The 18,231-nt window shown below is 51.5% G+C and carries 15 protein-coding genes and 1 pseudogene; 5 read left to right on the top strand and 11 right to left on the bottom strand.

The window, feature by feature from the left end; translation table 11 throughout:
- Positions 1–320: 320 nt before the first annotated feature.
- Together recA and TERTU_RS12460 are read right to left on the bottom strand one after the other, a co-directional pair.
- On the bottom strand, positions 321–1,349 hold the full coding sequence (gene recA, locus TERTU_RS12455; protein WP_015818171.1) for a recombinase RecA: 1,029 nt from the start codon (positions 1,347–1,349) through the stop codon (positions 321–323).
- A 250-nt stretch (positions 1,350–1,599) separates the two neighbouring features.
- Positions 1,600–2,118, bottom strand: coding sequence for a CinA family protein (locus tag TERTU_RS12460; RefSeq protein WP_015818744.1), 519 nt, complete (start codon positions 2,116–2,118; stop codon positions 1,600–1,602).
- A gap of 107 nt (positions 2,119–2,225) precedes the next feature.
- Between TERTU_RS12460 and TERTU_RS12465 the strand changes: the two genes are divergently transcribed.
- Complete coding sequence (locus TERTU_RS12465) at positions 2,226–2,693, top strand: DUF4124 domain-containing protein (RefSeq protein ID WP_228378146.1); 468 nt, start codon at positions 2,226–2,228, stop codon at positions 2,691–2,693.
- 103 nt (positions 2,694–2,796) lie between these two features.
- Here the strand turns inward: TERTU_RS12465 and TERTU_RS22220 are convergent.
- Both TERTU_RS22220 and TERTU_RS12475 read right to left on the bottom strand, forming a co-directional pair.
- Positions 2,797–2,982 (bottom strand): annotated as a pseudogene (locus TERTU_RS22220) (IS3 family transposase); the annotation flags it as partial.
- 362 nt (positions 2,983–3,344) lie between these two features.
- On the bottom strand, positions 3,345–4,070 hold the full coding sequence (locus TERTU_RS12475; protein ID WP_015817785.1) for a hypothetical protein: 726 nt from the start codon (positions 4,068–4,070) through the stop codon (positions 3,345–3,347).
- A 753-nt stretch (positions 4,071–4,823) separates the two neighbouring features.
- Here TERTU_RS12475 and mutS point away from each other — a divergent pair.
- Positions 4,824–7,418: a DNA mismatch repair protein MutS gene (gene mutS, locus TERTU_RS12480; RefSeq protein ID WP_015817163.1), complete on the top strand. Its 2,595-nt coding sequence runs from the start codon at positions 4,824–4,826 to the stop codon at positions 7,416–7,418.
- A gap of 160 nt (positions 7,419–7,578) precedes the next feature.
- Positions 7,579–7,902, top strand: a complete 324-nt coding sequence (fdxA, locus tag TERTU_RS12485; protein WP_015818429.1) for a ferredoxin FdxA — start codon at positions 7,579–7,581, stop codon at positions 7,900–7,902.
- A gap of 172 nt (positions 7,903–8,074) precedes the next feature.
- On the opposite strand, the gene rpoS is transcribed toward fdxA, so the two are convergent.
- The 7 genes from rpoS to ftsB all read right to left on the bottom strand — a co-directional run bounded on the left by rpoS (position 8,075) and on the right by ftsB (position 13,916).
- Complete coding sequence (gene rpoS / locus TERTU_RS12490; protein WP_015819036.1) at positions 8,075–9,088, bottom strand: RNA polymerase sigma factor RpoS; 1,014 nt, start codon at positions 9,086–9,088, stop codon at positions 8,075–8,077.
- 196 nt (positions 9,089–9,284) lie between these two features.
- The gene (locus TERTU_RS12495; protein WP_015817525.1) at positions 9,285–10,055 is read right to left on the bottom strand and encodes a peptidoglycan DD-metalloendopeptidase family protein; all 771 of its coding nucleotides are present in this window, start codon (positions 10,053–10,055) and stop codon (positions 9,285–9,287) included.
- Positions 10,056–10,255: 200 nt separating this feature from the next.
- On the bottom strand, positions 10,256–11,224 hold the full coding sequence (locus TERTU_RS12500; protein WP_015818119.1) for a DUF368 domain-containing protein: 969 nt from the start codon (positions 11,222–11,224) through the stop codon (positions 10,256–10,258).
- 42 nt (positions 11,225–11,266) lie between these two features.
- Positions 11,267–11,944 carry a protein-L-isoaspartate(D-aspartate) O-methyltransferase gene (locus TERTU_RS12505; protein ID WP_041590232.1) on the bottom strand — a complete coding sequence of 226 codons (678 nt, stop codon included), beginning with the start codon at positions 11,942–11,944 and terminating at the stop codon, positions 11,267–11,269.
- Positions 11,945–12,001: 57 nt separating this feature from the next.
- Positions 12,002–12,991: a tRNA pseudouridine(13) synthase TruD gene (gene truD / locus TERTU_RS12510; protein ID WP_015817706.1), complete on the bottom strand. Its 990-nt coding sequence runs from the start codon at positions 12,989–12,991 to the stop codon at positions 12,002–12,004.
- A gap of 6 nt (positions 12,992–12,997) precedes the next feature.
- Positions 12,998–13,471: a 2-C-methyl-D-erythritol 2,4-cyclodiphosphate synthase gene (locus TERTU_RS12515; RefSeq protein WP_015817222.1), complete on the bottom strand. Its 474-nt coding sequence runs from the start codon at positions 13,469–13,471 to the stop codon at positions 12,998–13,000.
- A gap of 169 nt (positions 13,472–13,640) precedes the next feature.
- Positions 13,641–13,916, bottom strand: coding sequence for a cell division protein FtsB (ftsB, locus tag TERTU_RS12520; protein WP_015820625.1), 276 nt, complete (start codon positions 13,914–13,916; stop codon positions 13,641–13,643).
- Positions 13,917–14,148: 232 nt separating this feature from the next.
- Between ftsB and phrB the strand changes: the two genes are divergently transcribed.
- Both phrB and TERTU_RS12530 read left to right on the top strand, forming a co-directional pair.
- The gene (gene phrB / locus TERTU_RS12525; RefSeq protein ID WP_041590233.1) at positions 14,149–15,537 is read left to right on the top strand and encodes a deoxyribodipyrimidine photo-lyase; all 1,389 of its coding nucleotides are present in this window, start codon (positions 14,149–14,151) and stop codon (positions 15,535–15,537) included.
- Between the two features lie 111 nt (positions 15,538–15,648).
- Positions 15,649–18,006, top strand: coding sequence for a fatty acid cis/trans isomerase (locus TERTU_RS12530; RefSeq protein WP_015818918.1), 2,358 nt, complete (start codon positions 15,649–15,651; stop codon positions 18,004–18,006).
- Positions 18,007–18,231 lie beyond the last annotated feature (225 nt).

Raw genomic sequence — 18,231 nt, forward strand, 5'->3', positions numbered from 1 at the left:
GTTGAAACAGCTCCCTCTCCAGTTACCACTCTAACCATCAAGCGCACTCTTATTCTTACTTGCACCCTTACACTTACTCTATACACTTCCTCTTGTCAGCGCCAAGCCCGAAACCAACCGGAAAAACGCGTATCTTTCACGTTTTCGTAGGTATCTGCTAGCCCTGGTAACTTCGCCAGGGCGTTGCAGGAAACAATCAAGCAAATCGATTGATGATGGGTGAATCCATAAGGCTGCGTCACCGCAACCTCTTGCGCAATCGTAGTTAGGAGCTGTAAAAGTTAGGGGCTGTAAAAACCCCCACATTTTGCAAGTCCGCTTTATTCGCTTTCGGCTTCCGCTTCAACGGCCTCGTCGAAAGATTGGCCTAAAAGCTCTGCTTTAAGTCGGTCTTCAAGTGTTTGGGCAACATCAGAGTGTTCACGCAAATATTGAATAGCGTTATTTTTACCCTGCCCGATTTTATCGCCGTTGTAGCTATACCAGGCGCCCGCTTTGTCGATAAGCCCCAGCTTAACGCCGTAATCAATTACTTCACCCAAACGGTTAATACCGGTACCGTATAGAATTTGGAATTCAGTCTGCTTAAATGGTGGAGCAACTTTGTTTTTAACGACCTTCACTCGCGTTTCGGAACCAATAACCTCATCGCCATCTTTCACAGAACCAATACGACGAATATCGAGGCGCACAGAAGAGTAGAACTTCAGCGCGTTACCGCCAGTCGTAGTTTCCGGGTTACCGAACATCACGCCAATTTTCATACGAATCTGGTTGATAAAAATCGCCAGACAATTCGCGTTTTTAATATTACCAGTGATTTTTCGCAGCGCTTGCGACATCAATCGCGCCTGCAGGCCAACGTGGTGATCTCCCATTTCGCCTTCAATTTCTGCTTTCGGCGTGAGTGCAGCCACCGAGTCGACCACCAACACATCAATTGCGCCTGAACGCACCAGCATGTCGGCGACTTCCAACGCTTGTTCGCCGGTATCTGGCTGCGACACGATAAGATCGTCCACGTTGACGCCCAGCTTGGCTGCGTAAATAGGGTCAAGTGCGTGCTCGGCGTCGACGAAGGCACAGGTTCCACCTTTGCGTTGTGCTTCAGCAATCACCTGTAGCGTAAGTGTGGTTTTACCGGAAGATTCCGGGCCGTAGATTTCAACAATCCGACCTTTCGGCAAACCGCCAATGCCCAGGGCAACATCCAGCCCTAGCGAACCGGTTGACACGGCTGGAATGGCTTCCAGCTCTTTGTCACCCATACGCATGACGGTGCCTTTACCAAACTGGCGGTCAATTTGTTGCAGTGCCGCCTGCAACGCTTTTTCTTTGTTAGCATCCATTGAGAATAACCCCGTTTCGATTTCTCATATTCGTTAATTCGTGGATTTGACCTTCACGCGCGCCGCACATCCTGCACAGCGACTGTCTCATCTTAACCAGTTGCATCATCTTAACCAGTTGCCTAAAGCACCCGGGCTGTATAGTTAAACCAGCGGTTTTAAAAACGGCCAAATCAGAGGAAATCGCTCCTCACCACAGTACCCGGCCAGCATAAAACAAAATACTGTACGTGTAAACAGTGGTATACAGCTATACAGTAGTTGAGCGGTATTTTTGCTGAAGATAGTCGAGCAACACACGAAGAGCGTAGTTCGTTGCCTGCACCCGCACTTCACCTCTGTCGCCGTTGAACAACTGCGTCGAGGAGCGAAGGTCTCCCGCCGCCCCCCAGGCGAAACAAACAGTGCCGACGGGTTTTTGATCAGTACCGCCGTCTGGGCCCGCAATGCCGCTGGTTGCGGCTGCCAAGGTTGCGCCAGAGGCTGCCAGTGCGCCTCTCGCCATCGCCACCACGACAGATTCGCTCACCGCACCGTGCCGCTCGAGTAGCCCTTTGGACACCCCAAGTAGAGATTGCTTCATTGCATTGCTGTAGGTCACCAACCCCAGATCGAACCAGCCGGAGCTGCCCGGAATCTCCGTCACCGCCTGAGCAAGGCTACCGCCCGTGCAGGATTCGGCGAAAGTAACACGCTCACCGGCGTTGGCGAGCAGGGTTCCCAGGGTTTTGCTGAGCTGGAGAGTTTGTGCAGTCAAATCAGTTTTCATGGAGCGCAAAATAGGTTAAGCCGCGGCAACTTGCAATGGTCGTTTTCCTCTTTTACGCTCTATCCACTAAAATAGTGCGCAATGGCATTTACAAGGAAAATATCACCATGGTTTGGAAGCTAGTTCTTAAAGTTATGGTTATGGTCGCAGTTATGGTTGGCGTTTCTAACTACGTACTTTACCTGATGACCGGAAAATCACCGTTTAGCAAAGACGATATACCGACAATTGCCACTCCAAACCTTCAAAATATAGTGCCAGCTTTACCCGCAGGCAAAGACACAGTGTACAAATGGACCGACGCAGACGGTGCAATCCACTATAGCTCTGAACCCCCACCCGAGTCGCAACAGGCATCCGCAGAAAAAATGGAAGTGGATCCCAACACCAACCTTATCCAGGGAATAAAAGTACCCGAACCCACACCCGAAACAGCTGTGAGCGCAGCACCGCCGCCGCAACTTCACTCACCACACTCGATACAAGGCGCACAAAAGCTGATTGAGGATGCCAAAAACGTCCAGAATCTGTTGGACGAGCGCTTTAAGAAGCAGCAGGCGGCGATGGGAGACTAGTCCCCGCCGCGCGCCCCTCCGTCCGCGGCTGGCTAATTGGGTTTGGTTACAACACACAGACATTGCTTGCCGGCCCGAGCTGTTTATTTCGTATATGACACCCAATGTGCCAGGCAACGATTCTCCGTGGATACAAATCCAGCGTAACCGCGCGGCACATCCGGCCTTCGCCAGCTTTCAGCCAGTTTACATCTCAAGCCCAAACCTGATTGGTTCCAACTTGGTTGAGGTTCTGGCTCAGCAAGTTGTCAGCCACGGCATCAGTGGCTTCGCGCTTGGTGGTAACTTTTTAGGCAACTCGCTGACAGGCCAAGTTCGCCAAGTGAGCAACAAACAGCGCAGGGGTTGGGGAAAATGAAATCACGGGGGGCGTGCGTTTTGGAGTGGATGCTAGAGAGCTGTAGTCGTTGGAGGAAAATAACGGCCTGTGTCCAATGATTTTATGCCCTAGTTGTATGAATGTGCGCCCTGTCTGTAACTTGCTCAACAAGCGGTTCGCACAGTTCTCGCCAGATTTCACAGAGCCGCCCCTCTCAGGTACGGCTCACTGCCAAGCGCAAGATTTTCGAGGTCTCACTTAAAATTAACACGCCAACACTTGCTCAACACCAAACCGAGATTAGCGGCTTCTCGGAATGATCTCCCGTAGAATTAAGTGGGAGACCCAGGAACGCACAGCTTGTTTATCTGATCCTTCTTTCTGACTGCGCTTACTGCTCCCACAAGGCTCTGAAAGTTTGAAGATGTAGCGGCGCTATCATTTTTGCTCGTGAGAACCTCAAGTGCTCCAACTTTTTCCAACCGATAGCCGCAACTATCAAGAAAAACGGCCTCTCGACCCGTTGCAGTCAGTCTTTGTCCCTGGCTGTCCCAGATATTTTTGAACCACCGAGGTGATGCAAGGTTAAAATCGCACAACCCATGCGCGCCGCCAAGCAGCCACGCGTCGTTATAGAAAAAGTGATATCCAGACCGGCGGTTGCCTTGGGCATTGATACCACGCCACGCGCCGCTTGGCGAAGCACCAATATTATTGTAGTAATGCATAACCATACCACCGGTGGTTACGGGAATTTGCCCGAACCCAGCTTGCGTCCTCGCTGCTACGGCTTCTGCGCCATGTGTTATAACACCCAGACCTACATGATCTTCTTCAGTAATGGCATTGCCAAAGTGGTGTGGCTGTCTACCGGCCTCATCAACACAGGTACGCCCCATCACTAGCACTTTTATAGATTGATTTTTTGCCTGATTATAAATATCCCAGCCTTTTCGAATATCAATAGGGGCAACCCAGTTTAATATGCGATTAAAAGTCTCGTAATAATTAGCAACGCTTCTGTAGCTTGCCCAAAAGTTTTGGTAAGTAGTGAACATAGCTTTATCCCTCTAAACAACGAATTTCGTTCGCTGACAGCAGCATCATAAAATAGGCCGGTAAATTAAGCGGGCTGCCGCTCATTCTCCTGCGCCATCACTCATAAACTGACGATGGCTCCTTCCAGAAAACGCCGTCAGCTTCGTCCTTACAGCAATACACTGCTAGTCCTAGCGTGAGACGCTTCTAACACATATTTGTCTCCCCGATAAAGACAAATAGACGAATCAGTCATCATGGTTCTTTACTGAGATGAACCTTTAGCTAACATGTTATCCAAGTGCACCCATTCGATGACATTCTTGCAGAAAAATTTATACCACAATAACTTGTGGCATCAAAATAAGCCACGTGCACTACTCACATTTAGTAAATATATAAAAGTCCCACATGGACTGAATCCAATTGGAAACCTAAAACCCGCCGGATTATGCTCACTATCTTTTTTGCAGACTGTAGTTCCGAGCTGGGGTACCAGGATTTCGAAGACAACAAACAGGTCAGATTCACCGCTCCATAGACTCGTTCCTTTCGCAGTGATCGCTCAAGGTTTATCTAGCTCGCCGCTGTTCATCTGCTTACCTGCATTTCATCGTTACTAAAGCAGACCGGACAACGACACTCTGTTAGATTGGAGTCGCAAGGCTCAACATCGGTCACTTGGCTGAGCGTTTATTTATTTGGGGCTCGGTTACATTTCGGTTAACATACGCGGCTCTCCCAGCAGTGTGTGTTTCAAAAAATAATCTCATATGAATCAAGAAGTTAAGCAATCAGAAGTCAACCTCGAGCAGCACACCCCAATGATGCAGCAGTACCTGCGCATCAAAGCCCAACACCCCAATGAACTGGTTTTTTACCGGATGGGGGACTTTTACGAACTGTTTTACGAAGACGCCCGCAAAGCTGCAAAGCTGCTGGATGTAACGCTCACCGCGCGCGGCAAATCCAATGGTGAGCCCATTCCCATGGCGGGCGTGCCCTACCACGCTGCTGAAAACTATCTGGCGAAGCTGGTAAAACTCGGAGTATCAGTCGCAATTTGCGAGCAGATAGGCGATCCAGCCACCACCAAAGGGCCTGTCGAGCGCAAAGTGATGCGCGTTGTTACGCCAGGTACGGTGAGCGATGAAGCATTATTGGACGAACACAGGGACAACTGGCTGGTAGCAATTAGCGCGCACGAAAGCCAATTCGGTATTGCCTGCCTTGATATGGGCAGTGGGCGCTTTAGTGTATTCGAAATAGAAGGCGAAGATGCGCTGATCAGTGAGATCGAACGCTTGCGACCTGCCGAAATTCTGGCGCCTGACCTGCTCACCTTGCCACCGGGTGTGCGCAATAAAGCCGGTTATCGCGGTCGCCCGGAGTGGGAGTTTGATATCGAATCCGGATTGAGATCGCTATGCGCGCACTTTGCGACCAAAGATCTCGACGGCTTCGGTTGCCGCGGCCTTACGGTCGCGCTCGGCGCGGCGGGCTGCCTTTATGCGTACGCGAAGGAAACCCAGCGCACCGAGCTTAGCCATATCGCGAGCCTGGTGGTTGAAAACCCCGATAACACCGTCAGCCTGGACGCAGCGACGCGGCGCAATCTGGAACTGGATATTAATCTCAACGGCAGCGAAGAAAACACGCTGTTCAGTGTGCTGAACACCACCGCGACAGCGATGGGCGGCCGCCTTTTGCGCCGCTGGATAAACACCCCGTTGCGCGACCTACACACACTGCATTCACGACAGTCAGCGATTGCTGCGCTACTGGAAAACTACCGGTTTGAACAAGTGCAGCAGGAGCTTAAGCATATTGGCGACCTGGAACGAATTCTAGGCCGCATCGCGCTGCGTTCTGCCCGCCCCCGTGACCTGACCCGCCTGCTGAATTCGCTCGCGATCTACCCTCAGCTACAACCACTACTGAAATCGGCGGAATGCGAAACTCTCGCAACCCTGGCCAGCGAGATAAATGAGTTCCCGGGTTTAGTACAAGAGTTGGACAAGGCCCTGGTGGAAAATCCACCCGTTGTCATCCGGGAAGGCGGTGTGATCGCCGAGGGCTACGACGAAGAGCTGGATGAACTGCGCGGAATCAGCACAAACGCGGGCGAATTCCTTGTCAAACTGGAAACTCAGGAGCGCGAGCGCACCGGCTTAAACACGTTGAAAGTCGGCTACAACCGGGTTCACGGTTACTTCATTGAAATCAGCAAGTCACAGGCCGAGAAAGCCCCCGCTGAGTATATTCGACGGCAGACACTGAAAAATGCCGAACGTTTTATTACACCCGAGCTGAAAACGTTTGAAGATAAAGCGCTGTCTGCAAAAAGCCGGGCGCTATCGCGGGAAAAAGCACTCTACGAGCAGCTGATCGAGAAACTGAACGAACACCTGCGGGAGTTGCAGATTTCTGCTGTCGCGGTGGCGGAGTTGGACGTGCTTAATACCTTTGCTGAGCGGGCCCACGCTTTGAAACTGGTCAAGCCGGAGTTCCGCGGCGAAGCAGGCATCGAAATCGAAAAAGGCCGGCACCCGGTAGTTGAACAGGTATTGACCGACCCATTCATTCCTAATGACCTCACCCTGAATGCGCAGCAGCGCATGCTGATAATCACTGGCCCCAACATGGGCGGTAAATCAACCTACATGCGCCAGACCGCGTTAATCGTACTGCTTGCTCAAGTAGGAAGCTATGTGCCTGCTGAAGCGTGCAGGCTGGGACTGGTTGATCGTATTTTTACCCGTATTGGCTCGTCGGACGATCTCGCTGGCGGTCGTTCGACCTTTATGGTCGAAATGACAGAAACGGCAAATATCCTTAATAATGCGACCAGCGACAGTCTTGTATTGATGGACGAAATTGGCCGGGGCACATCCACTTACGATGGTCTTTCCCTGGCGTGGGCCTGTGTGGAGCACCTGGCGGAAAAGCTCAAGTCCTTCACCCTGTTTGCTACACATTACTTTGAAATTACTGCGCTCCCTGCACAGCTACCTACCGTGAAGAATGTTCACCTTGACGCCACCGAATATCAGGACAATATCGTTTTTCTGCACAACATCCAGGCCGGGCCGGCAAGCAAGAGCTACGGCTTACAAGTGGCTAAGCTGGCCGGAATTCCCGGGGCAGTCCTACGCCAGGCGAAGGACGTATTACACAAACTTGAGACTGGCAAGCCAGAAAGCCCGGCTCCGGTGGCGAGTCGTTCAAGCAAACCCAGTATGCAGGCGGATATGTTTGCTGAACCTCAGCCCAGCAAGGTCGAGAAACGGTTGGCGACAGTAATACCGGATGACCTGAGCCCCAGACAGGCACTAGAGCTGGTTTACGAACTGAAAAAGCTGATTTAGCAGAGCCAGAAATAAACCACGACTAGCAAGTGCTGGCTGACGTGGCTATTTTTAAACCAAAGAAAAGAGCGACAAGCCCACTGGGGGTACAACCCTTTGCCTGCTCGACACGAGCTGTTAGAATGCCGCACTTTTCGATCACAGCCCCGAGGTTAATGCGATGACATTTGTAGTCGGTGAAAACTGTATCAAGTGTAAACACACTGACTGTGTTGAAGTGTGTCCAGTTGACTGCTTTTACGAAGGTCCAAACTTTCTGGTAATTCATCCTGATGAATGTATCGACTGCGCCCTGTGCGAGCCGGAATGCCCCGTAGACGCCATTTTCTCTGAGGATGAACTCCCTTCTGACCAGGAAGCGTTCCTCGAGCTGAATGCCGAGTTGGCCGAAGTGTGGCCAAATATTACTGAGAAAAAAGAAGCGCCTGCCGACGCCGAAGAGTGGGACGGCGTGGAAGGCAAGCTCCAGTATCTGGAACGCTGAGCAACTGACACCGCTTAAACTAAAAAACCCGCCTAAATGGCGGGTTTTTTAGTTTGTAGATCTAATGTTTACTGCCGGTATCCACTTTAGGTGGTCACACTTTCCGTTAGCTCAGCTCTCGAGCAACTCAAACCCACTCTATCTTCTACCTTCAACCAGCCAAAGTCGTGAGCTACATTGCGCCGAACAGCGCTGTTGCATCCAACCCTTGTTTTTCGAGGATGTCGCGCAAACGTCGCAAGGCTTCGACCTGAATCTGGCGAACGCGCTCGCGAGTCAACCCAATTTCACGGCCCACTTCTTCCAGAGTACTGGTTTCGTGGCCACGTAAACCGAAACGCCGGGCTACGACTTCACGCTGCTTCTCGCTAAGTTCGTCGAGCCAGGAATTTAAGCTGGTGCTCAAATCGCTGTCTTCCAGCAGCTCAACCGGATCGGATACCTGTTGGTCAGGAACGGTATCCACCACAGTTTTTTCAGAGGCCGGACCGATGGGCGCGTCCATTGATGTCACGCGTTCGTTCAGAGCCAGCATGCGCTCGACGTCTTCCACGGGCTTTTCCAGAAGCTCTGCGATTTCTTCCGCAGAGGGCTCATGATCAAGCTTCTGGGACAGCTCACGGGCCGCGCGCAAATACACATTTAATTCTTTCACCACGTGAATCGGCAAGCGAATCGTGCGTGTTTGATTCATGATCGCGCGTTCAATGGTCTGGCGTATCCACCATGTCGCGTAAGTGGAAAAGCGGAAACCACGCTCCGGATCGAATTTCTCCACCGCGCGGATCAAGCCAAGGTTGCCCTCCTCGATCAGATCAAGCAGCGCCAGGCCGCGGTTAACGTACCGCCGGGAAATTTTTACCACCAGGCGCAAGTTGCTTTCGATCATGCGCTTGCGGGCAGCCTCATCCCCTTTGAGCGCGCGTCGCGCGAAGTAAACCTCTTCATCTGCACTCAACAGCGGCGAGAAGCCAATCTCGTTCAAATAGAGCTGGGTGGCGTCCAGGTTACGCTGATAACTGTCTTCAGACTCGGCGCTGGACGAACGACCATTCCGGGACCGACTTTTACTGGACGAACTATCGCTGTCGTATTCGTCGTAATCGAAATCGACACCGTGTGGGATGAGCGTATCTTGTTCGAGAGACGCATAGGACAATACTGTATCCAATTCTTGAATTGCCATGACCTGACCCCTGTGACGTAGGTTATCCTCGCGAGGCTAATTCTCTCGCACCTTTTTGTAGTTGCTTTTATATCGTTATATCGTCGGCCCGTGGGTTTGAAACCTCGTTGATTACGCCGCCGAGTTAGTTGTAATGTCGGCAGGGAAATCAAATCTTTAAGTAAGATTGACCTTTTTTGCTACTTTTTAATTAGAGCTATCTACGAGGTAAGTACTTCATGGGATCTACAGGGGTGCCATCAAAGCGTATTTCAAAGTGCAATTTGACAGCATCGGTACCCGAGGAACCCATCTCGGCAATCTTCTGACCGCGTTTAACCTGCTCACCTTCCTTTGCCAGGAGACGACGGTTATGCGCGTAAGCACTTAAGAACTTATCACTGTGCTTGACGATCAAAAGTTTGCCGTAACCTCGCAGTCCGCTTCCGGAGTAAACCACAATCCCCGCAGCAGCCGCATGCACAGGCTCTCCTAATTTCCCCTGAATATCAATACCTTTGTTTAGACCACCGTTTGAGCTGAAAGTAGCAATTAACTTCCCGCTCGCGGGCCAATGCCATGAAGGATCGACTTTTGGCGCCTTTTTTATCGGTTTTTGGCTTTCGGAAGGTGTTTGAATTTTCGAACGTGGCGGTGTTTTTACGACTTTTGGAGGAGCTGAGACAACTGTTTTAGTCGTCCGCTTAATTGAGGGCTTCGGCGGCACCCGTGTAACATCAAGAGTCAGCCGCTGCCCCGGGTAGATGTGAAAGGTAGATCCGACACCGTTAGCGGCCGCTAGCGCGTGATAGTCGACATTATAACGCCAGGCTATGGAATAAAGCGTCTCTCCTTTGGCGACAATATGATACCCAATGCGCTCGCCCGGCGGCCGCCCTCGGTCAGTCACTGGCGCTTTATACGTGCCAGAGCTGCATGCAGTAAGGCATACACCAATGACACATAATATGATCAATATTTTGAACATAGTGCTATTGCTCGTAGTGTCACCAACCGCACGTTACAGAGGCGCCATATTCACAAAAACGACGAATTTATGAACATGTTTATAATTTATTTCTGATTTACAAGCCAGTTTTATTATAAATGAGTCTATATGTATTCAACCGTTTTCTAATATTTTCGCGAAAAATCCGAAGTCCGAGTGATTCTCTACGGTATTCACGATCACGCTTTGATCGGTTTAAACGTTATTTTAGACGACAATAACTCAACAGTAAGTACTAAGCATAAACCGACAGCAAAGCAAATCAATGCGAGAAATAGTTGCGAATCCTGATGTGTTAGTGCGGTGTAAGTGCCTGGCAGAACATTGCTCTGTACCAGCGGGATAACCTCTCCATGGCGGTCTATTGTCGTTTCGATTGTCTCTTTCCACGGCCAGGTCACGTTAAGTGAACCGATAAGAAAACCAATTAACGTAGCAAGTGTTAATTGGTGATAGCTATCCAGCAACCAGGATAGGAAGCGTGAAAACACCAATAAGCCAGCAACACAGCCCGCTCCCAGGCTGGCGAGCGCGACCAGATCCATATCACTGATCGCGCCCAGCACGACAGGATAGAGCCCTACCAGCAATAAGATAAAACTACCCGAGATACCGGGTAAGATCATTGCGCAAATGGCAACAAAGCCGCCTAAAAACAACATCCACCAATGCCCGGGAAGTTGCGTGGGCGACGCGATAGACACCCAATAGATAAATATGACGCCAATTGCACACGCCAGATAATGTGGCCAATACCAACGTGGTTGCTGTTTCGTTAACAGGATAATGGAAGCGATGATTAGCCCTGAAAAAAATGACCACACCAAAAGCGGGTAATACTCGAGGCAAAAACCAATAATCGCTGCAAACGTTTTAAGGCTGAGTAAAATGCCACCAAAAACGGCGAGTAAAAAATTCCCATTGATATGGCGCCATGCAGCGGGGATGCCCTCACGAAACATAACGCCGATTGCGGCAGGACCTATCTGTTTTAACGAGTGAAGTAATTCATCATAGATCCCTGTTATAAATGCCACTGTGCCACCCGATACGCCGGGCACAACGTCCGCTGCTCCCATGGCCATTCCCTTTACCACCAATAAAATGTAATCGCGCGCGCTCCGCACGCCGCCGACAGCGTCGTTCATAATTTCCCCAAAAGTCGATTATTAATTAGTCTGTAAAATTGTCTAGCGGGTTACCCCAGAAAGCAGAGGCACAAAACGCACCGGTTCCAGCTTTTGCGTCTTAAATTCATTGGTATCGCCCACCCGGATAACGAGTGTCAGAATTTGTTGGTCGTCGCCAACAGGAATCACCAGAACACCATTCGGCGCTAGTTGGCGATAGAGTCTCGCGGGAATTTCACGAGGGGCCGCGGCGGAAAGAATGCCATCGAATACGGCGCCTTCATCAGGCCAGCCCAGGCCACCGTCCGCGTGTCGGAAGTCGACGTTGTGAAGCTTGAGGCGGCGCAGTCTTTCGCGCGCCTGTATTTGCAGCGGTTTGATTCGTTCGACGCTGTAAACCCGCTCGACAAGCTGCGCGAGCACTGCGGTTTGGTAGCCACAGCCGGTGCCAATTTCCAGTACCCTGGAAAGGGTGCCGCCAGCACCGAGCAAGATCTCGGTCATGCGAGCAACAATGTAGGGTTGCGAAATTGTCTGACCGTGACCAATAGGGAGGGACGTGTCCTCATAAGCGCGATGGGATAGCGCTTCTTCCAGGAAAATATGTCTGGGGGTATTAGCTACCACATCCAGCACACTGCGATTGCTCACTCCCTGATCAACCAAACGCTGTACCAGTCGATCTCGAGTGCGTTTAGACGTCATGCCCACGCCTTCTAATTCAAGTCGATTTACCATTTACCTAACCTACGGCCAGAAAAAAAAGCGCGCAAACTATACCACACACTCTGAGCCCTATTGCTCCGCCTCCGGCATGGAGAGGTTGTTGAGAGTACACAGTTCACGTAACACTGCGGTGGCATAACCGCCAGGCGGCAACATAAAGCTGATTACTAGGCGTTCTGCATCCAATTGCCAGTGACACTCCTGCGGTTGCAACACCAGCGCTCGCCGCTCCTGGTTCAAGCCCACGTGCTCCAACGGGTCCAGCCATGCAGACCATGGCGCAATCACCGCCTGCTCATATTCCCGCTGAGGCTCTGTCGCCACTGGGCGTCCGCGCCCCCACAAAGGACCGCTTGGCTGAGATTCGTCGAAGGTCGCGTGCCGCCAGCTGTCGTCCCGAACCCGCGCCGCGAGCACTTGATTGAAAAGCCAGGATCGGGCAGCGGATTGCGCCATAATGCGCTTGCCGCGGTTACGTATCGCTTCACCGCCAGACAACCAACGGTCAGCCCAGATCAGGTTACTGCCATGATTGCCAAAACGCTGCTCCCCGAAATAGTTGGGCACCCCCTCGGCGGCAATGCGATTTAACCGCGCATCCACACCATCATCCGAACTTAAATTGCGTAAGGTTATGGTGAAGCGGTTCGCCAGGTGCCCGCCACGGCGGAGCTTTTTATTGTGTCGACGTACCTCACGCAGCACGACTTGTGCTTCCAGGCGTTCCGGCAAATTCGCTAATATCTGCGCCTGCTCGGGATCGGGCTTTGGCAGGTGAACGCTGAACCACTGTGTGGTACAGGCGTGCCGATCCTTCAACCCGTGATAGCCAATATCCACCGGGCGCACACCAAACGCTTTAGCCAGCTGTTCCGCGAGCCACCCGGTATTCTCTCCTCGCTTGGTCAGCTGTAAGCAAAGGTGCTCACCCTCCCCGCTGGGCGGCTCGAGCAAAATTTCATCCACGATAAAATCATCTGGGTGAGTGCGAAAATCCGCCTGTGTACACGGGCCGCCATACGCGAAGGGAAAGTTCAGATCAAAAGGGGTATCGCCCATAGGTTATTAATGCTCGTCATCAAGCAGCGCCGTCGCCAACGCCAGGACATCCGAGTCATTGCGCGCCGGCAACAACAAGGCGCCAGAAAGTTTTAGGTTTATGCGTGTAGCGTCGATGCCCAGCGCATCGGCTATAGATGCCTGCATATCGTCCCGATACGCATTAAATATTAAATCCCGACCACACAAGGAAATGTCCAGATTCACTGTCCGCAGACCCTTGCTGCGCAAACTGGTTGCCAGCATCTGCAAGAGTGAACGGGTAGACGCATGTTTAAAATCCGGAGAGGTTAGATCATAAAGTGAAACGAAATTACCGAGACCTGCAGCGCCGGCGAGTGCGTCGCCGACCGCCGCCAACAACAGGTCACCATCATTCATAATGGCAAGTCCAAATCCCGGTTCGAGATAAACGCCACCCAGCACCAATTTTCTCGCTTGCGTACGCTGCGCGCACACAATGCCATGGCCGATTCTCATGGAGGTATCCTTGGGCAGGCTCCCTGCTTTTGTGGCTGAAAGATAGATCAAACAGTGACAAGATGCCGTATGATCAGCCGTTCAGGAGTAAAGTAAGGGCAGTGGCAGCCAGCGCAGGTTACCAACAACTTAGGGCATAGGCGCTGTAAACATTTCCTGTGCCGCTGTCTTATTGATCGTCAATAATCATAAAGAAGGTCTCACCCTCTTTAATCATCCCCATATCACTGCGCGCCCGTTCTTCGATAGCGTCATCGCCAGTCTTCAGCGCATCCACTTCTGCAGCCAGCTGTTTATTGCGCTCGCGCAGGCGTTCGTTGTCCGCTTCCTGGCGGGCAATTTCCCGTTCCAGGCGAACCACGTCGGCGATGCTACCCTCACCCACCCAAAGGCGGTATTGGAACATTGCCACAAACACCACTAATACAGCGACCAACCATTTCATATAAAGCCCGGTTTACCACCCGTTCGATTCCGCGACAAATTAACACAATGCCACGGGAGTGTTAATACAAAGCATAGTCCGAGCCGAGGTTAAGATCCCAAATCGAAGAATTTACGTAAGTAAACCTGTGCTTGTGCCACCACTTGGGGCGCTATTGCGCTTTACTGGAAAGTGGCGGGCAGCGCTCCGCGCAAATCGATAATAGTCCCTTGGAGAATTAACGTTGAATCTCATGTGGTTTCGCGCGGACCTTCGCGTTGCAGACAACCCAGCCCTCTGCGCAAGTATGCAAGCCGGGCCAACCGCCGCCGTCTACACACTGTGTGAAGCAACCTGGAGCGAGCATCGGCTCTCTCCGGCAAAAATCAGCCTAATCTGTCGCCAGTTGGAAAAGCTGGAGTCCGCCCTCGCAGCACTGCATGTGCCGTTAATCATTATTCCCTGCAGTAATTTTAAGCGCGTGCCGGGCGAGCTCAAATCGTTCGCCGCAAAACACAACATTTCTGCCGTGTACTTCAACCATGAATTTGAAATAAACGAACGGCTGTTGAGCAAACGGGTGATTGCCGAGCTGCAACCTCATATAGACACCTGGTCCTTTAACGACCAATGCGCTATCGCGCCCGGCAAGCTCAAAACCGGCAGCGACGATTGGTACAAGGTATTCACTCCGTTTAAAAAACGGTACCTGGCAGAATTCAGCTCCATGGCGCGCGCCGTTTACCCGACACCAAAAGCGCAGAAAAAAATTCCAATCACTTCCAGCATTGCGCCATTACAACAGGTGCAGTTTGAATCGTGCTGGCAAAACCTCTGGCCCGCAGGGGAAGACGAAGCTCACCGGCGGCTGCACCGATTTGGCAAAGACGGGATGTCTCGCTATCACGAGGATCGTGATTTCCCCGCAGTCGACGGCACCAGCACCCTGTCTCCATACTTGGCGGTAGGCGCCATCAGCACCCGCCAGTGTATGGATGCAGCAATCCAACAGGGCGGCATGGAAAATGACCAATCCACCCAAGGTGCTCAGACCTGGCTCAGCGAATTAGTTTGGCGTGATTTCTACCGGCATCTGCTTTATGGCTATCCCGACCTTTGCAAATTTAAAGCGTTTCAACAAAACACTGAGCGGCTGCCCTGGCGCCATGATTCAAGGCTGCTAACAGCCTGGCAAGAAGGCCGTACCGGGTTCCCCATTGTCGACGCTGCGATGAAACAACTCGTACAAACCGGTTGGATGCATAATCGGCTGCGGATGATTACAGCCATGTTTTTGACCAAGCACCTGTTCGTCGATTGGCGGCTTGGTGAAGATTTTTTTATGCAGCACCTGGTAGACGGTGATCTCGCATCCAACAACGGTGGCTGGCAGTGGTCTGCGTCCACCGGCGTCGACGCAGCACCTTATTTCCGGATTTTTAATCCAACCCGGCAATCAGAACGCTTTGACCCAAACGGAGAGTTCATAAGGCATTACCTGCCAGAGCTGAAAAATCTCAGCAACAAAGCTATTCATTCGCCGAGTGTCATCGAAGCAGAATCCTGTGGTTACCCCAAACCTATTGTTGACCACAGCACCGCCGTGAAACAGACCAAAGCCTGGTTTAAAGAATTAGCGTAAAATCCAGGCGCCGTGCGAGCGCATTTGTGCGGCCACAAAAAACCTTTGTTGCGAGTCAGAGTCTTTAGTATTCCTTTATACTGCACCAACCATTCTATTCAGGCCCTCTTAATGATCTTCAAGCCCAGCCGTTTACTTATTGTTTCTGCCATTCTGCTACTGGGCGCCTGCGCCGTTTACACGACAAATAACCTGGTTGACCGCTACGGTAACGCGTCGGCAAAAGATAGAGAAGTTATTGCGATAGACGCAAACCAAGTTGACTACTGGCGCGATGTAAAACCCGTGCTGGATAACCGGTGCGTTGTTTGCCACGCGTGCTACGACGCACCCTGCCAGCTAAAGGCGACCGCACCCGAAGGCTTGGCCCGCGGAGCCAGTAAAGACAAGGTTTACCACCCACAGCGGCTTACCGCAGCACCGCCATCGCGTTTGTTTCAGGACGCGTTCGGCGTAGAAGCGTGGCGTGAACGTGGTTTTTTCCCGGTATTAAATGAATTTAAATCGTCCACAGAAGCGAATCGTGAAGCCAGCGTGATGTACCGCATGCTGCAGTTAAAGGCCGACCACCCAGTAATGCTCGACACTCCGCTTACCAAAGACGTACCAGTTGGCATCAACCGCGATGAATTTTGCCCTCAGGCAGAAAATTTTGACGCGTTCGCGAACGAGCACCCCCAGTGGGGTATGCCCTATGGCTTACCTGGCTTGTCGAAAAACGAATTCACAACCTTGACGCAGTGGGTACAGGAAGGCGGCCGCTATACGCCACTCAGCCCTCTCGACACAAAGCTCGAAGCTCAGCGCGCAGAATGGGAGGCGTTTTTAAACCGCACCGGCAACAAGGGCCGACTGGTGTCACGGTACTTGTATGAACACCTGTTCCTCGCTCATCTGTATTTTAGCGAGCTGGACCAAACAACCTTTTTTAAAATTGTGCGCTCACATACCCCGCCTGGGCAGCCGGTGAAATTACTGAGCACGCGCCGCCCGATAGACGACCCTGGCACGCAGGATTTTTACTATCGTTTGGTGCGCAAGCAGGAAACTATCGTTGCCAAAACCCACATGCCATACGCCCTGAACACGGAGCGCATGCAATTCTGGCAGGGACTCTTCTTCAACACCAACTACACCGTCGGTACCCTGCCCGGCTACGACAAAAAACATATCGAAAACCCGTTTTTAACGTTCGCCCAGCTGCCCGTAAAATCCCGCTATAAGTTTTTATTGAAAGAAGCACAGTTTTCAATCATGAACTTTATTAAAGGGCCTGTCTGTCGCGGTCAGGCAGCGCTGAATGTAATCAAGGACCATTTCTGGGTGTTCTTCGTCGACCCAGAGGTTATTTCGGAAGCCAAGGTTGCAGAATTCCTGCAGGAAAATGCCGACTATTACGATCTTCCTAATGCCGACAGCGATGTGTATTTGCCGCTCTCCACTTGGCTGCATTACTCTCACAAACAGAAGAAACTGCTGGATGCGCGCGAAGCCTTTTTGAAAGAACAATTAGTGGATGAAAACCGCTCAATCACACTGGATATGATCTGGGATGGTGAAGGCAACAACAAAAATGCAGCTTTAACCATTTTTCGCCATTTCGACAGCGCCACCGTCGAACAGGGGCTTGTCGGCGCACCACCGCAAACGGCCTGGGTTATCGGCTATTCGCTGCTAGAGCGCATCCATTACCTGCTGGTTGCCAGTTACGATGTCTATGGCAATGTTGGCCACCAGCTGATGTCGCGCCTGTATATGGACTTCCTGCGCATGGATGGCGAATCGACATTCCTGTTAATGCTACCCTCGGAAACCCGCGCACAAGAGCGCCAAAACTGGTATCGAAAGGCATCGCCGGAAGTGGTCGATTATTTAAAACACCCGGCCCTGGACAATCGCGTCGAGCCGGACATCGACTACCGTTCCAGCACCCCGAAACTTGAGCTTTTCAGCCTGTTAGAAGAGCGCCTTGGAGATGCGGTAAATCACCGCCGCGATCTCGACAATATCGACAATAAGGTGGTGCGCAAGGCGCTTAAGCGCCTGGCCAAGGTCAAAGGAAAAACCACCGAAGCCCTGCCCGAAAATACTTACCTGTATATCCATGATGGGGAGCAGCATTTTGCCGCGTCGCTCTTACGTAACAACGCGCATTTGAACATTACGTCCATGTTCAGGGAAGATAAATACCTTGTGCCCGAAGAAAATGACGTCACCGTAACCAACGGGTTTACTGGCGCATACCCCATTGCATTCTTTGATCTGGACGTAGAACAACTGGCCGACTTTGTCGATGCCGTAGGCGCGCTAAAGAGCAAAGACGATTATACGCAGCTCGTGAACCAATATGGTGTCCGCCGCACAAACGCTAATTTCTGGCCAGAACTGGATAAAATACACGCGGCGTTACGCGAGTTCGATCCAGTTGAATTTGGTGTGTTAGATTTGAACCGCCTGCAAAACCGCTAGTCAATACACAAGGTATTTTTGCACGCCACTACGGTTATCTTATTAGGCGGTTATCTTATTAACTGGGCGATGAAAATTGCTAAGTTGATAGGCGGCGCAGGGAAGCACCGCCATTGCCCGGTGGGCAATGTAGCTCATTGAAATATCAGAAAACTCACACCTTTTCGTCAGTATTTCAATGGTGCGCGATTAATATATATAAGGTCATCTATTTAATCGCCGGGT

Origin of the sequence: Teredinibacter turnerae T7901, from assembly GCF_000023025.1 — a bacterium.
In the GTDB taxonomy this organism is placed as follows: Bacteria; Pseudomonadota; Gammaproteobacteria; order Pseudomonadales; family Cellvibrionaceae; genus Teredinibacter; species Teredinibacter turnerae_B.

What these genes read in the sequence shown, in the direction of transcription:
- recA (WP_015818171.1), bottom strand. Translation starts at nt 1,349, where the DNA reads ATGGATGCTAACAAAGAAAAAGCGTTGCAGGCGGCACTGCAACAAATT.
- TERTU_RS12460 (WP_015818744.1), bottom strand. Translation starts at nt 2,118, where the DNA reads ATGAAAACTGATTTGACTGCACAAACTCTCCAGCTCAGCAAAACCCTG.
- TERTU_RS12465 (WP_228378146.1), top strand. Translation starts at nt 2,226, where the DNA reads ATGGTTTGGAAGCTAGTTCTTAAAGTTATGGTTATGGTCGCAGTTATG.
- TERTU_RS12475 (WP_015817785.1), bottom strand. Translation starts at nt 4,070, where the DNA reads ATGTTCACTACTTACCAAAACTTTTGGGCAAGCTACAGAAGCGTTGCT.
- mutS (WP_015817163.1), top strand. Translation starts at nt 4,824, where the DNA reads ATGAATCAAGAAGTTAAGCAATCAGAAGTCAACCTCGAGCAGCACACC.
- fdxA (WP_015818429.1), top strand. Translation starts at nt 7,579, where the DNA reads ATGACATTTGTAGTCGGTGAAAACTGTATCAAGTGTAAACACACTGAC.
- rpoS (WP_015819036.1), bottom strand. Translation starts at nt 9,088, where the DNA reads ATGGCAATTCAAGAATTGGATACAGTATTGTCCTATGCGTCTCTCGAA.
- TERTU_RS12495 (WP_015817525.1), bottom strand. Translation starts at nt 10,055, where the DNA reads ATGTTCAAAATATTGATCATATTATGTGTCATTGGTGTATGCCTTACT.
- TERTU_RS12500 (WP_015818119.1), bottom strand. Translation starts at nt 11,224, where the DNA reads ATGAACGACGCTGTCGGCGGCGTGCGGAGCGCGCGCGATTACATTTTA.
- TERTU_RS12505 (WP_041590232.1), bottom strand. Translation starts at nt 11,944, where the DNA reads ATGGTAAATCGACTTGAATTAGAAGGCGTGGGCATGACGTCTAAACGC.
- truD (WP_015817706.1), bottom strand. Translation starts at nt 12,991, where the DNA reads ATGGGCGATACCCCTTTTGATCTGAACTTTCCCTTCGCGTATGGCGGC.
- TERTU_RS12515 (WP_015817222.1), bottom strand. Translation starts at nt 13,471, where the DNA reads ATGAGAATCGGCCATGGCATTGTGTGCGCGCAGCGTACGCAAGCGAGA.
- ftsB (WP_015820625.1), bottom strand. Translation starts at nt 13,916, where the DNA reads ATGAAATGGTTGGTCGCTGTATTAGTGGTGTTTGTGGCAATGTTCCAA.
- phrB (WP_041590233.1), top strand. Translation starts at nt 14,149, where the DNA reads ATGTGGTTTCGCGCGGACCTTCGCGTTGCAGACAACCCAGCCCTCTGC.
- TERTU_RS12530 (WP_015818918.1), top strand. Translation starts at nt 15,649, where the DNA reads ATGATCTTCAAGCCCAGCCGTTTACTTATTGTTTCTGCCATTCTGCTA.